At 62.6% G+C, this 13,694-nt stretch carries 9 protein-coding genes and 1 pseudogene; 8 read left to right on the top strand and 2 right to left on the bottom strand.

Annotation, left to right across the window (positions count from 1 at the left end):
- Window positions 1–231 precede the first annotated feature (231 nt).
- The 4 genes from acs (at window position 232) to ACTAQJ_RS20995 (ending at window position 5,449) form a co-directional block, all read left to right on the top strand.
- Complete coding sequence (acs, locus tag ACTAQJ_RS21010; RefSeq protein ID WP_498702236.1) at window positions 232–2,277, top strand: acetate--CoA ligase; 2,046 nt, start codon at window positions 232–234, stop codon at window positions 2,275–2,277.
- Between the two features lie 165 nt (window positions 2,278–2,442).
- Window positions 2,443–3,240, top strand: a complete 798-nt coding sequence (locus ACTAQJ_RS21005) for a DeoR/GlpR family DNA-binding transcription regulator (RefSeq protein WP_498702235.1) — start codon at window positions 2,443–2,445, stop codon at window positions 3,238–3,240.
- 87 nt (window positions 3,241–3,327) lie between these two features.
- Window positions 3,328–4,077 carry an ABC transporter ATP-binding protein gene (locus ACTAQJ_RS21000; RefSeq protein WP_498699118.1) on the top strand — a complete coding sequence of 250 codons (750 nt, stop codon included), beginning with the start codon at window positions 3,328–3,330 and terminating at the stop codon, window positions 4,075–4,077.
- Window positions 4,070–5,449, top strand: coding sequence for an FtsX-like permease family protein (locus ACTAQJ_RS20995; protein WP_498699117.1), 1,380 nt, complete (start codon window positions 4,070–4,072; stop codon window positions 5,447–5,449). Before ACTAQJ_RS21000 ends, ACTAQJ_RS20995 begins: the two co-directional genes overlap by 8 nt.
- A 116-nt stretch (window positions 5,450–5,565) precedes the next feature.
- On the opposite strand, the gene ACTAQJ_RS20990 is transcribed toward ACTAQJ_RS20995, so the two are convergent.
- Together ACTAQJ_RS20990 and ACTAQJ_RS20985 are read right to left on the bottom strand one after the other, a co-directional pair.
- Window positions 5,566–6,585, bottom strand: coding sequence for a LacI family DNA-binding transcriptional regulator (locus ACTAQJ_RS20990; RefSeq protein ID WP_498699115.1), 1,020 nt, complete (start codon window positions 6,583–6,585; stop codon window positions 5,566–5,568).
- Between the two features lie 14 nt (window positions 6,586–6,599).
- Window positions 6,600–7,799 carry a Gfo/Idh/MocA family protein gene (locus ACTAQJ_RS20985; RefSeq protein WP_498699114.1) on the bottom strand — a complete coding sequence of 400 codons (1,200 nt, stop codon included), beginning with the start codon at window positions 7,797–7,799 and terminating at the stop codon, window positions 6,600–6,602.
- Window positions 7,800–8,001: 202 nt separating this feature from the next.
- Here ACTAQJ_RS20985 and ACTAQJ_RS20980 point away from each other — a divergent pair.
- From ACTAQJ_RS20980 to ACTAQJ_RS20965, 4 genes and pseudogenes are all read left to right on the top strand, one after another.
- Window positions 8,002–8,975, top strand: a pseudogene (locus tag ACTAQJ_RS20980) (carbohydrate ABC transporter permease).
- 27 nt (window positions 8,976–9,002) lie between these two features.
- Window positions 9,003–9,971 (top strand): carbohydrate ABC transporter permease, encoded by a 969-nt coding sequence (locus ACTAQJ_RS20975; RefSeq protein ID WP_498699112.1) that lies wholly within the window; start codon window positions 9,003–9,005, stop codon window positions 9,969–9,971.
- Between the two features lie 27 nt (window positions 9,972–9,998).
- Window positions 9,999–11,339 carry an ABC transporter substrate-binding protein gene (locus ACTAQJ_RS20970; protein WP_498699111.1) on the top strand — a complete coding sequence of 447 codons (1,341 nt, stop codon included), beginning with the start codon at window positions 9,999–10,001 and terminating at the stop codon, window positions 11,337–11,339.
- A gap of 102 nt (window positions 11,340–11,441) precedes the next feature.
- Complete coding sequence (locus ACTAQJ_RS20965; RefSeq protein WP_498699109.1) at window positions 11,442–13,643, top strand: alpha-galactosidase; 2,202 nt, start codon at window positions 11,442–11,444, stop codon at window positions 13,641–13,643.
- Window positions 13,644–13,694: the final 51 nt, after the last annotated feature.

The raw sequence follows: 13,694 nt of genomic DNA, 5'->3' as shown, positions 1-13,694 counted from the left end.
TCGTCATGTAAACGCTTCCTGACAACGTAAACAGCCATTCGTCGCCGAATCCGTACCGCTCGCTGACCCATTTGTGACCACGCACACGTAGGACCTCCCAAGGCGATAATGTTGGAGGCGGACAACACTCTGCGGATCCTCCGCGGGACGCACTACAACGGCTCACGGCTGGAGTGCGGACTCGGCGGGCGGCGTCCGCGCAGCAAAGATCGATGAATGATGAGGTTCACCATGTCCCAGGACACCACCGGATCCACGACCACCGCTGCAGCGTCGACGCCGCAGAACGGTCCGGCACCGCACGTCGAGGCTCTCGAGAATTTGCTCCACGAGAACCGTAAGTTCCCGCCATCACCTGAGTTTGCTGCGAATGCCGTGGCTACCGCCGATGAGTATAAAGAGGCCGAAGCGGACCGTCCCGCGTTTTGGGCCAAGCAGGCCCGCGAGTTGTTGAGCTGGGACAAAGACTTCACGCAAGCCCTGGATTGGTCAGACCCGCCGTTCGCCAAGTGGTTCGTTGGCGGCGAAGTCAACGCCGCGTACAACGCGCTGGACCGCCATGTGGAGAACGGCCTGGGAGACCGGGTGGCCATCTACTTCGAAGGCGAGCCCGGCGACACCCGCACATACACCTACGCGCAGCTGACCGAGGAGGTCAAGAAGGCCGCGAACGCATTCGAAGCCCTGGGCGTTGCCAAGGGCGACCGCGTGGCCGTCTATTTGCCGATGATCCCCGAAGCCGTCATCACGCTCCTCGCCTGCGCTCGGATCGGGGCTGTGCACTCCGTGGTGTTCGGCGGCTTCTCCGCCGACGCGCTCCGTTCCCGCATCGAGGACGCCGAAGCAAAGCTCGTGGTCACCGCGGACGGCACCTACCGCCGGGGCAAGCCCAGCGCCCTGAAGCCCGCCGTGGATGAAGCCCTCAGCAAAGAAGGCCACACCGTACAGAACGTCGTCGTGGTCAAGCGCAACGGCGAGGACGTCAACTGGGTAGAAGGACGCGACCTCTGGTGGTCCGACACCGTAGATAAGGCCTCAACCGAGCACACCGCCGTCGGGCATGATTCCGAGCATCCGCTGTTCATCCTGTACACCTCCGGGACCACGGGCAAGCCCAAGGGCATCCTGCACACCACCGGCGGGTACCTCGCGCAGACCGCGTACACGCACAAGGTGGTCTTTGACCTTCACCCGGAAACGGACGTCTACTGGTGCACCGCCGACGTCGGATGGGTCACCGGCCACTCCTACGTCGCCTACGCCCCGCTGATCAACGGCGCCAGCCAGGTCATGTATGAGGGCACCCCGGATTCCCCGCACCAGGGCCGCTGGTGGGAACTGGTGGAAAAGTACAAGGTCTCCATCCTCTACACCGCCCCCACGGCGATCCGCACCTTCATGAAATGGGGACGGGAAATCCCGGGCAAATACGATCTGTCCTCCATCCGCGTCCTGGGCTCCGTGGGCGAACCCATCAACCCCGAAGCGTGGATGTGGTACCGCGAAGTCATCGGCGGTAACGCCGGCAAGAACGGCGAACGCAAGGAACACCCCGCCCCGATCGTGGACACCTGGTGGCAGACCGAAACGGGCGCGCAGATGATCGCACCCCTGCCCGGCGTGACCGCCACCAAACCAGGCTCGGCGCAGGTACCGCTGCCGGGCATCGCCGTGGACGTCGTGGACGAGAACGGCCAGTCCGTCGCCAACGGCGAAGGCGGCTACCTCGTGGTCCGCGAACCCTGGCCCTCCATGCTGCGCGGTATCTGGGGAGACCCGGAACGGTTCAAGGACACCTACTGGTCCCGCTTCGAATCCATGTACTTCGCCGGGGACGGCGCCAAAAAAGACGAAGACGGCGACGTCTGGCTCCTGGGCCGCGTGGACGACGTCATGAACGTCTCCGGCCACCGCCTTTCCACCACCGAAATCGAATCCGCCCTCGTCTCCCACCCCTCCGTGGCCGAAGCGGCCGTGGTTGGCGCCGCTGACGAGACCACCGGACAGGCCGTGGTCGCGTTCGTCATCCTCCGCGGTGACGCCGTGAACAACGGCGACGAAACCATCTTGGAACTCCGCAACCACGTGGGCAAGGAAATCGGCCCGATCGCCAAGCCCAAGCAACTGCTCATCGTTCCGGAACTGCCCAAGACGCGCTCCGGCAAAATCGTCCGCCGCCTCCTCAAAGACATTGCAGAAGGCCGCGACACCGGTGACGCCACCACCCTCGCCGACCCCGCCATCATGCAACAAATCGCCGAATCCCTCAGGAAATAGCATTCACGACGGCGCCGCTCCCCTCCCAAGGTGAGCGGCGCCGTCGTGCGTTCAAAAGGATCGTGACGAAGCCGCGACTCCATTTGCCACCCGGCAGCAGCGCCGCGTCCTAGACTGGAGCCAGAATCAGCCTCATGTTTGATGAGGCTCTCCAGAAAGGCCTTGATGCTTCAGGCAGCACGCCACTCCGCCATCATCGATGCCGTCCAGCGCGAGCGCGTTGTACGGGTATCGGACCTCGCCCAGTTGCTGGGCGTCTCCCCCATGACCGTCCGGCGCGATATCGAAGCCCTGGAAGAAACCGGCCGGGTGGAACGCATCCACGGTGGGGCCAAACTTCCCGGCGATGCCAGCACCCACGAGCCCGGCTTTGAACTCAAATCCACACAGCTGACCGTGGAAAAGCATGCCATTGCGGTCGAGGCGGCCTCGCTTGTCCACGAAGGCATGGCGATCGGGCTCAGCGCAGGAACCACCACGTGGGCGCTGGCACAGGAGCTCGTCCACGGTCCCCGAATCACCGTGGTGACCAACTCCGTGCGGATTGCCGACCTCTTCCATCACGGGTCTTCGTCAGGGCCGGCCCGGTTCGGCTCCACCGTGATCCTGATTGGTGGCGAGCGCACACCGTCGGACGCGCTGGTGGGGCCGATTGCGACATCCTCGCTCAAGCAGCTTCATCTGGATGTCCTGTTCCTGGGTGTCCACGGCATGGACGCACAGGCAGGTTTCACCACTCCCAACCTGCTCGAGGCCGAAACGGACCGGGCGTTCATGGCCTCGGCCCGCAGCACTGTGGTTCTGGCCGACTACAGCAAATGGGGTGTAGTGGGCATAGCCTCCATTGCCCAGTTGGAAGAAGCCGACGAGCTCATCACCGATTCGAACCTGGGCGAGGATGCGCGCCGCGTGCTCGCCGAGAATGTTGCGAAGCTGAGAATCGCGGACGTCCAGCCCAAGTAGGCTCTCATACCGCGGGTGGAGGCCGGTCCGCGGAGTTCAGTCGCCGGACTGACGCCTCGGCATGGGTCCGGGAGTGAAGCTGGATCCATGAACGCCATCCTCCATGCCCAGCAACTCACCAAGCACTACCCCGGCAGCGTCGCGCTGGATCACGTGGACTTCGCCGCAAATCCGGGCGAATCCATTGCCATCATCGGGCCATCGGGTTCCGGTAAGACCACCCTGCTGCACTGCCTCGCCGGGATTTTGAGGCCCGACGCCGGTACGGTCACCTTGAGCTCGGCGGCCGGTCCGATCCGGTTGGATTCCCTCGGAGATGGGGCGCTTTCCCGTCTCCGCCGGGAGGAATTCGGCTTCGTCTTCCAGCAGGGCATGCTGCTGCCGGAACTGACTGCCCTTGAGAACGTGGCCTTGGCGCTGTTGCTGAACGGCACCGATCGGACCACCTCCGAGGCCCGTGCCGCCGAGTGGTTGGCGGCCCTTGGCCTGGCTGGCATGGAACAGCGCAAGCTCGGTGAATTGTCGGGCGGGCAGGTCCAGCGGGTGGCCATCGCCCGGGCCCAGGTCACCGGGGCGCGCATCGTCTTTGCCGACGAACCCACAGGTGCCCTGGACTCCGCTACCTCAAATGAAGTCCTGGACGTGTTGCTTCACTCCGTCGCAGCTAATGGTCGAACACTGCTGGTGGTCACGCACGATCCCAACGTGGCGGCACGCTGCCAACGCGTCGTGGAGCTGCGTGACGGCCGAATCGTGGCGGACACTGGCCGCGCAGTTCCCTCTCCCAGCCAGCCGGCTCCTGCAGCCACTGACTTCAAGGGTGCATTCAATGTCTAGCCTTGCCCTTGCACTTCGCCTCACCCCGTACCTCTCCCGAAGCAGCAGCCTTCGCCAAACCGGGTTGCAGCAAACCAAACTGCGCGACGCCGGGTTGCCGATTCTCGCGTTCGGCACGGTCACAGCACTCCTGTTGACGGTTGCTGGCGGCTCACAAGTCTTTTGGTCCTGGTCTGATGACATCGCAGGCACCTACCAGGCGCTGGCCGTCGTCGCCATGGTTTTGCTCGTTATTCCCTTGTTGACGCTCGGTGCCTCGGCAGCGCGACTTGCCGCCCGCCGTCGTGATGACCGCTTGGCGTCCCTTCGCCTCTTGGGTGCCAGTAGTGCCACGGTCGTGTGGATGACGGTCATAGAGTCAACACTCCTGGCGGCAATCGGGGCGGTAGCCGGTGCCGGCCTGTATGCCTGCGCGGCGCCTTTTCTGGGATTGATCCAGTTCCGGGGACAGGCGATAAGCGGCCATGCCTGGTTGTCCGTGCCGTCAATTCTCGGATGCATCCTCGTTGTCTGCGTCCTTGCCGCAGCGAGTGCTGCGCTTGGCCTCCGCAAGGTGGTAGTGACGCCGCTGGGCGTGCGGACCAGGCAAACCGCCGACGGCGCCCACTGGGTTCGCGGTCTCATTGCGGCTGTGGTGGTGGTCTTCGGAGTGGTGGCCATGGGCATGCTCAGCAGCTTCGGCGCGTTTATGGTGATTATCGCCGTGATGGGCGGCTGCTTCGGACTGGCGCTGCTTGCACTGAACCTGATGGGGCCGTGGGTCCTGCGGCTTCAGGCGTCATCGCAGCTCAAGAGGGCAAAGCGGCCCGAGCAACTGCTCGCCGCGCGGACAGTCCTGGAAAGTCCCAAGGAATCGTGGCGACAAGTTGGGGGCGTCGCGATGACCAGTTTTGTGGGAGTGTTCGTGGGCGTCGGCATGGCGGTGGCGGACACGATGGGCGGCAGCGCGTCGGATGAAACCACGCTGCTGGTGCGCGATATCAACACCGGCGTGATGATCACCCTGCTGGGCTCGTTCCTGATGGTGGCTTGTTCCGCCGGCGTCAACCAAGCCGCTGCCGTGCTCGACCGTGCTTCGACCCTGGTGGCACTGGACCGGGTAGGGATGCCGCAGAAACTTATGGTGGCTGCGCGGGTCAAGGCAGTGATGTCGCCGTTGCTCCTGGTGGCAGGCATCTCTGCGGCCGCTGCAGCAGCGTTGGTTCTGCCGCTGGTGGGGCCCGCCTTGTTAACCCGGCCCGTGGTGTTCCTGACCGTCGGGGGAGTTTTTGCTGCCGGTTTCCTGTTGGTCCGGCTCGCCCTGGCGGCGGGCACGGCCCAGATCAGCCAGGTACTCGCCCGGCCCGAGCGTTACGCCAGCATGGACTCGTAGCCCCCGGACGCTCTCTCACATCGGCGCCCTTTTTGCAGGATCTTCTCTCACATCGATGGAGGATGTGAGAGAACGTCGGCACCAAAGCGGCAGGACGTGAGAGAACGTTGGAAAGGTCACTTGCAGCCGCACGACTGGCGCACGATCAACTCCGTGGGCAGGATTCTGTGCTGCAGTGCCTCGCCCCGGCCCTCCCCCACGAGTGCCCGAACAGCCGCTTCAGCCATCTCCTCCACAGGTTGCGCCACGGTGGTCAATGCCGGCCAACTGTATTCGGAATCGAGGGAACCGTCGAAGGACACCACGGCCATGTCGTCGGGAACGTTCAGCCCCGCCTCGTGGAGGGCGCGGAGGATTCCGATAGCCTGCATGTCGTTGCTGGCGAAGATTGCAGTGGGGCGGCTGGCCATGGCGAGGAAACGCTTGCCTACCTCGTAACCTCCCGGCCTGCTGAACTCGCCATGAAGCATCGGGCCATCCGGCAGTCCTGCTTCGCGCAACGTTCGAAGCCAACCCACTTCACGTCCATCGAGCTGGTTACCTGTATTGGTTCCTATGGCGAGGCCAATGTTTGTGTGGCCATGGCCTATGAGGTGCTCGACGGCGGCCCGGGCGCCTGCTTCAAGGTCCACACCTACGCTGGTGAACCCTGGCGGCGAGCCGGCATTGTTCAGCAACACCGACGGGATTTCCGAGGCTTCAAGGTCGGTCAGATCGGGATCGAACACACAGCTGGCCAGGAACACTCCGTCCACTTGCCGTGCGGCAAGGTTGCGGATGTTTTGCCGCTCTTTGGCCAAGCTGCCGCCCGAGTTGGTGAGGACCATGCCGTAGCCCAGTTCTGCCGCAGCATCTTCAACAGCGTGGGCGAGCTGCGAGAAAAAGGGATTGGTATTGTCCGGAACAATCACGCCCACGGTTTCGCTTGAGCCGAGCTTCAGGGCCCGGGCCGCAGCGTTGGGACGGTAGCCGAGGATGCGGATGGCGTCGCGCACTTTGGCTTCCGTCGCCGGGGCCACGTTCTTGGGCCCGCCGTTCACAACATAACTCACGACGGCGGTACTCGCCCCGGCGTACCGGGCCACGTCCTTGCGTGTAACCGGTCCGCGCGGGGTTTGTACTGCCGAAGTTGTCATGACGTAAATGCTAGCTACAAGGAGGGAGCGTCGCCGAAGTCCCGGATGGGAAGGCGTTCGCCACCGCGGAGGGCAGATTCGTGGGCTACGATTCCTGGCAAGGTGAAGCGGGCTGCAACCCAGGCATTGACGGGCGGCAGGGTTCGGTTGTTGACCGCAGTGACAAAGTCATCCACAAGGAATTGGTGGCTGCCTTCGTGTCCGTTGGGCGCTCCGAGGAATTCCTCGGGAAGCCGTGATTGATCGTGGACCGGCGCCAGCCCGGAAATGAAGGCATCCCGGAGCTCCGGCGCCACGTCAGCCAAAGACGGGTCGTCGGCTGACATCGTCGGCTTCGTCTCCACTTGTTCCGAGACGTCCTCCACCTTAGTTTTGTCCTGCCACACGGTGGTGGTTGCCAGCTGCTCGAAACTGGCTTCTGTGCCAAAGAAGCGGAAGCGGGATTCGCGCAGATGCGAGGGATAGCCCACGCGGCGCATCTCATTGGTGCGCATCGCACCGCCGTCGTTCATTTCGAACAAGGCCGTAGCATTCGAGAAATCATTGGCGAACATACTGACGTCTTTATCGAAGACGCCATCTCCGCGATCGTCCTTGACGCCAATGCAACTGACGCTGACTGCGTGGGCAGGCACTGCGCCGAGGACGCCACCGATAGCGTGGGTGGGATACAGCATGGGCGGATAGCTGGCAGTTTCCTTCCACCGTTCGCCACCGCTGTACTGGTAGGCCTCGTAGAAGCCCAGGTCCATGTCGTGGACGTAATCGCCTTCGGTGTAGAAGATCCGGCCGAACTTCCCGGCCGCATGCTGTTGCCGGGCGAAGACTGTTGCGGGGTTGTAGTAGCTGGTCTCCCCCATGGCGTAAACAAGCTTGGTTTCGCGCACGGCCTGGATGATCCCTTCGATTTCCGCTTCGGAGATCGCCATCGGAACGGCTGAATACACGTGCTTGCCCGCACGAAGCGCCCGCTCGACGAGGGGTCCGTGAGTCCACCGTTGCGTGAAGATGGCGACAGCATCGACGTCGGACTCCAGGAGTTCCTCAAAACTTCCCAGCACACCATCAAGACCCCAACGTTCCTGGGCCGCTGCGGCCCGCTCGGGTAGCTCATCCACCACGTAGACGGCACTGACACCGGGGTGGAGCTTGAAGAGGTGCGCGAACTGGCTGCCGAACTGCCCGACACCTAGAACACCGATCGAAAACGTCATCGTTTGCCTTCCCTGAAGCTGGCTCGGCAGCAGTTGTAGTGGCCCCTCAGTGGGCTCGCTTGAGTCTTTCACTACGATCTACACGAGTCAACAAATTGGACAGAAACGAACAAATATTCCCAAAAAGCTTGCATCGTTGAGATCTACTCGTGTAGATTCTAGTCCAGTTGTTACCCATATCACAGTCAGGAAAGGGTCGACGATGACCACGCTAACCAAGCAACCGGGCAACGCCTCACGGCGGTCTGCCAGGAACCTCCTAGGCCGGCAACCCCGCAAGCTGCAACCTGCCAAACGCAGCATGACTAGCCGCCTCGGTGACCTGAGGATCGCACTCTTCTTCATCTTTCCCCCGTTATCGGCTTCGTGGCGTTCTTTCTGATCCCCACAATTCGCGGCATCTACCTCAGCTTCACTGAGTACAGCATCCTCGGCGAACCCACCTGGATTGGGCTGGGGAACTACACGGCAATATTCGGCGATGAACTGTTCTGGAACGCCATGGGAGTGACAATCCAGTACGTTGTCCTGAACATCGGCTTCCAGACCGTGATCGCGCTGGGACTCGCACTCCTGATGCACCGGGTGGCCAAATCCACGTTCATCCGAGGCGCACTCCTGCTGCCCTTCCTGGTGGCCAATGTCATCGTCGCCCTATTGTGGTTCTGGATGCTGGACTACCAGCTGGGCATCGTCAACGAAGTCATGAGCTGGGTGGGCCTCCCCCGCGTCGCCTTCTTCGGCAGTGAGCAATGGGCGATTCCCACCATCGCTTTCGTGAACGTGTGGCGCCACATGGGCTACACGGCCCTCCTGATCTTCGCCGGCCTCCAGTCCATCCCGAACCACCTGTATGAGGTAGCAAACCTCGACGGCGCCTCCCCGGCCCGGACGTTCTGGAGCGTCACCATGCCGCTGCTCCGCCCAGTGCTGGTACTCGTGCTGGTGGTCACCGTGATCGGTTCCTTCCAGGTCTTTGACACCGTTGCGGTCACAACGAACGGTGGACCCGTCAACGCCTCGCGCGTGATCCAGATGTACATCTACCAAAAAGCATTCGGCGAATCCGATTTCGGCTACGCCTCCGCATTGTCCGTGATCCTGTTCGTCATTCTCGCCCTGGTGGCCTTCGTGCAAATGAAGTTCCTCAAGGGCAACGAATCGGACCTGGACTAAGCCGGATTTGGAATAAGGAGAGCCGCCATGACTACTTCAACCCTGCCTGACAAAGACCTGCCCGGCAAAGACCTGCCCCGCAAGAATGCCTCCGGCCAGAACACCGCCTCGTCCCCAAAGAAGCCCATCAATTGGCGCCGGGTTGGCGCCTGGGTGCTGGTCGCCGTCGCCGTCGCCGTGACTATTGCCCCGTTCCTCTGGATGCTGCGGACGGCGCTTTCCAGCAACAGCGCGTTGGCTTCCAACGCCGGAAACCTCTTGCCGGCCGACTTCAGCTGGGGCGCCTTCAAGCGCGTCCTCGGGCTGCAGACCACCGAAGAAGCCATCGCCGACGGCGGCTCCGGTGCCGCCATCAACTTCTGGCTCTACCTGCGAAACTCCATCATCTTCGCCACGGTCACAACAGCTGGCCAGGTGTTCTTCAGCGCCATGGCCGCTTACGCCTTCGCCCGATTGCGCTGGCCTGGCCGGAACAAAGTGTTCGCCGTGTTCCTGACCACCATGATGGTCCCGCCGATCTTCACGGCGCTGCCCAACTTCCTCATGATCAAGAACCTCGGCCTGCTCAACACCATGGCCGGGATGTCCCTGCCGTTCCTGTTCATGACCCCGTTCGCCATCTTCTTCCTGCGCCAGTTCTTCCTCAGCATGTCCCGCGAGGTTGAGGAAGCGGCAATGCTCGACGGCGCCAAGCACCTGCGCATCTTCTTCCAGATTGTGCTTCCCAACGCCGCCGCCCCCATCGCCACTCTGGCGCTGCTGACCTTCATCGGCCAGTGGAACGAATACTTCTGGCCGCTGCTGGTGGGCCAGGACGAGAACGTCCGGGTACTCACTGTAGGGCTCAGTGTCTTCAAGTCGCAGTCCCCGCAAGGCGCCCTCGACTGGTCCGGGCTCATGGCCGGAACTCTCGTGGCAGCGCTGCCCATCTTCCTTCTGTTCATCGCCTTCGGCAAGAAGGTCGTCAACTCCATCGGATTCTCCGGAATCAAGTAACCCGCACTCCCCAACGAAAGGTTCGTCATGAAGAAAACCCTCGGCGTCGCCGCTGCTGCCGCCGCCATCGCCCTGACAATGTCCGCCTGTGGTGGCTCCGCCCCTGCTTCCACCGAGGCCAAGGGAGAAATCAACTACTGGCTCTGGGACGCCAACCAGCTCCCCGCCTACCAACAGTGCGCTGACGATTTCACCAAGGCCAACCCGGATATCAAGGTCAAGATCACCCAGCGCGGTTGGGACGACTACTGGACCACGCTGACCAACGGTTTCGTCGCAGGAACAGCACCGGACGTTTTCACGGATCACCTCTCCAAGTACCCGGAGTACGCCGCAAAGAAGCAGCTTCTGCCGCTCGATGACGCTGTGGCAAAAGACGGAATCAAGCTGGATGCCTACACCAAGGGCCTCCCGGAGCTTTGGGTGGGCCAGGACGGCAAGCGCTATGGCCTGCCGAAGGACTGGGACACCGTAGGCCTCTTCTACAACAAGGCAATGACTGACGCCGCGGGGATCAGCGCGGAGCAGATGGCCAACCTTGACTGGAACCCCAAGGATGGCGGCAGCTACGAAAAGACGATCGCGCACCTGACCGTGGACAAGAACGGCAAGCGCGGGGATGAAGCCGGTTTCGACAAGAACAATGTAGCCACCTACGGATTGGGCTTGACCGGCAGCGGCGCGGGCCAAGGCCAGACGGAGTGGAGCTTCCTCACGGCGACCACCGGCTGGACTTCCACGGACAAGAACCCTTGGGGCAGCAAGTTCAACTACGACGATCCCCGCTTCCAGGAAACCATCGCCTGGTGGGCCGGCCTGGTGGACAAGGGCTACATGCCCAAGCTTGAGACCACTGTTGGAGCCAGCATGCCGGACAGCTTCGGTGCAGGAAAGGCCGCGATCAACACCAACGGTGACTGGTTGATCGGCCAGTACAAGACGTATAAGGGTATCGAGACCGCCTTTGCGCCGACGCCCAAGGGCCCCAGCGGTCAGCGTGCCAGCATGTTCAATGGTTTGGCTGACTCCATTTGGGCGGGCACCAAGAACCCTGCCGCCAGCGTGAAGTGGGTGGAGTACCTCGGCTCTACTGCTTGCCAGGACGTCGTGGCCAGCAAGGCCGTAGTCTTCCCGGCCATCAGCAGCTCGTCTGATATAGCCGCCAAGGCCTTCGCAGACAAGGGCACCGACGTTTCCGCCTTCACAACGCACGTGAAGGAAGGCACCACGTTCCTGTTCCCGATCGCGGACAAAGCCGCAAAGGTGGACGGCATCATGAAGCCGGCCATGGATGCCGTGCTCTCCGGCAAGAAGCCTGCGTCGTCATTGACTGAAACCAACAACCAGGTCAACGCCCTCTTCAAGTAAAACCTCCCGTTGTGGGGCCTGCTCTGCGCGTCATTTCCTTCGCGAACGCCGCAGAGCAGGCCTCACAAGTCCACACACCATCTTTGAAAGCGACTCATACCCATGCAACCGCTCCATCTCCGTTCCGCCAGTACCAGCCTGGTGATCAGCACTCACCGAGGAGAGGCCGAAATATCCCACTGGGGAGCAGACCTGGGCGAAGCCCTTCCGGACCTTTCCATCCTCAATGAGCCCATCCCGCCTTCCTCGATCGATGCCAACGTACCGGCTGGGCTCCTCCCTCAGGCCTCCTCCTCGTGGCAGGGCCGGACGGGGTTGCGCGGACACCGGTTCACGGATGGCATTCCCGGGCATGACTTCTCTGTACGCCTGCGGGTAGTGAGCGCGACCACGGACGGCAGCAGCGCCGTCGGGTCCTCAGCGGTGATCGTTCAATCAGATCCCGACGCCGGCATCACGGTCACGAGCAACCTCACCTTGCACCCGGCTGGGCTTTTGGAACTGCGGCACACAGTCACCAACGACGGCACGTCGCCTTTCCAGGTGGACGAATTGGCGACGATACTCCCGGTGGCGCCGGACGCCGTCGAGCTTTTGGACCTTACTGGCCGTTGGTGCCGCGAACGGCACCCGCAACGCAGGGCCATCCAGCAAGGAACCTGGGTCCGCACTGGCCGCCACGGCCGTACTGGACACGATTCCTCGTTGCTGCTTGCAGCCGGAACCGCAGGCTTCGGAAACCGGCACGGCAAAGTCTGGGCCACACACTTGGCGTGGAGTGGAAACCACGAGCTATTTGCTGACAACGTGGCCGATGGCCGCACAATGATCGGCGGTTCGGAACTGCTGGGCCCCTCCGAGGTAGTGCTGCAATCCGGCGAAAGCTACACCACACCGGCGTTGTATGGCGCCTACTCCGACCAAGGTTTGGACGGTATCAGCGAAGCCTTTTACGGCTGGTTCCGGTCCCGCCCACACCACGTGGATGTCGCTGGGAAACCACGGCCAGTTGTCCTCAACACCTGGGAAGCGGTGTACTTCGATCACAACCTGGAGACCTTGATTGAGCTGGCCGAGTCCGCCGCGGACCTTGGCGTTGAGCGGTTTGTGCTCGACGACGGCTGGTTCCGCGGACGCCGGGACGACCACGCCGGGCTGGGTGACTGGTACGTCGATGAAACCATCTGGCCTTCAGGCCTGACGCCCCTGATTGATGCAGTGACTTCACGCGGGATGGAGTTTGGCCTCTGGGTAGAACCGGAGATGGTGAACCTTGATTCGGACATCGCCCGTGCCCACCCTGAGTGGATCGTCGGACCATCTGCCCTGTCCTTCAAGGACGGTGGCCGGCTGCCGCTCGAATGGCGGCACCAGCACATCATTGACCTCGTGAACCCCGAGGCGTGGCAGTACATTTTTGACCGTATTGACGGCCTGCTGCGGGAAAACAACATCAGCTACCTCAAGTGGGACCAAAACCGGGACCTCGTGGAGCACGGCCATGCGGGCCGTTCGTCCGTGCATGAACAAACCCTTGCCGCTTACCGACTCTTCGATGCCCTCCGTGCAGCGCACCCGGGTGTCGAGATCGAGAGTTGCTCCTCCGGCGGCGCCCGAGTGGACCTTGGGATCCTGGAACGCACGGACCGGATCTGGGCCTCGGACTGCAATGACGCCCTGGAACGACAAACCATCCAGCGCTGGACCGGCATGGTGGTTCCCCCTGAGCTGGTGGGCGGGCACATCGGGCCCACCACCTCGCACACCACGGCGCGGACGCATGACTTGTCGTTCCGAGCCATCACGGCACTCTTTGGACATTTCGGCATGGAATGGGACATCCGCGAAGTCCAAGGGGCCGAGCGCGAGGAACTGAAGCGCTTCATCACCCTGTACAAGGAACACCGCGGGTTGATCCACACCGGGCGGATGGTGCGCGCAGATCTGGCGGACGAGTCGCTGATGCTGCACGGTGTTGTTGCTGACCATGCCATGCACGACGACGGCACTGCCGTGGGTGCCACGGCGGCCCTGTTCGCGGTGGTCAAGACGCGGACTGGCTTCGCCGAGCAACCCGGACGCGTAGCCATTCCGGGGTTGGAAGCCTCCCGTTCCTATCGTGTGGAAGCGATCTTCCCCACACCGGCGGACGCCGACTACGCGCACACGTTCATCGAGGCTCAGCCGGTCGCTTGGCTGGCCGATGGTGCTGTGGCAACGGGACGCTTCCTGGGCGAGGTGGGGCTTCCCATGCCCGTGTTGAACCCCGAGCACGCGCTTTTGCTGCGGTTCACTGCCCTGTAGCCCTGTCTCACATCCTGACGGCTTCCCGGGAACCCTCTCTCACATCCTGAC

It is taken from the genome of Arthrobacter sp. alpha11c, assembly GCF_054149985.1.
Note: the sequence above shows the minus strand (reverse complement) of the source record. Positions and strands in the feature narration are given on the sequence as shown.

What these genes read in the sequence shown, in the direction of transcription:
- ACTAQJ_RS20995 (WP_498699117.1), top strand. Translation starts at nt 4,070, where the DNA reads ATGTCTAGCCTTGCCCTTGCACTTCGCCTCACCCCGTACCTCTCCCGA.
- ACTAQJ_RS21000 (WP_498699118.1), top strand. Translation starts at nt 3,328, where the DNA reads ATGAACGCCATCCTCCATGCCCAGCAACTCACCAAGCACTACCCCGGC.
- acs (WP_498702236.1), top strand. Translation starts at nt 232, where the DNA reads ATGTCCCAGGACACCACCGGATCCACGACCACCGCTGCAGCGTCGACG.
- ACTAQJ_RS20985 (WP_498699114.1), bottom strand. Translation starts at nt 7,799, where the DNA reads ATGACGTTTTCGATCGGTGTTCTAGGTGTCGGGCAGTTCGGCAGCCAG.
- ACTAQJ_RS20965 (WP_498699109.1), top strand. Translation starts at nt 11,442, where the DNA reads ATGCAACCGCTCCATCTCCGTTCCGCCAGTACCAGCCTGGTGATCAGC.
- ACTAQJ_RS20970 (WP_498699111.1), top strand. Translation starts at nt 9,999, where the DNA reads ATGAAGAAAACCCTCGGCGTCGCCGCTGCTGCCGCCGCCATCGCCCTG.
- ACTAQJ_RS20975 (WP_498699112.1), top strand. Translation starts at nt 9,003, where the DNA reads ATGACTACTTCAACCCTGCCTGACAAAGACCTGCCCGGCAAAGACCTG.
- ACTAQJ_RS21005 (WP_498702235.1), top strand. Translation starts at nt 2,443, where the DNA reads ATGCTTCAGGCAGCACGCCACTCCGCCATCATCGATGCCGTCCAGCGC.
- ACTAQJ_RS20990 (WP_498699115.1), bottom strand. Translation starts at nt 6,585, where the DNA reads ATGACAACTTCGGCAGTACAAACCCCGCGCGGACCGGTTACACGCAAG.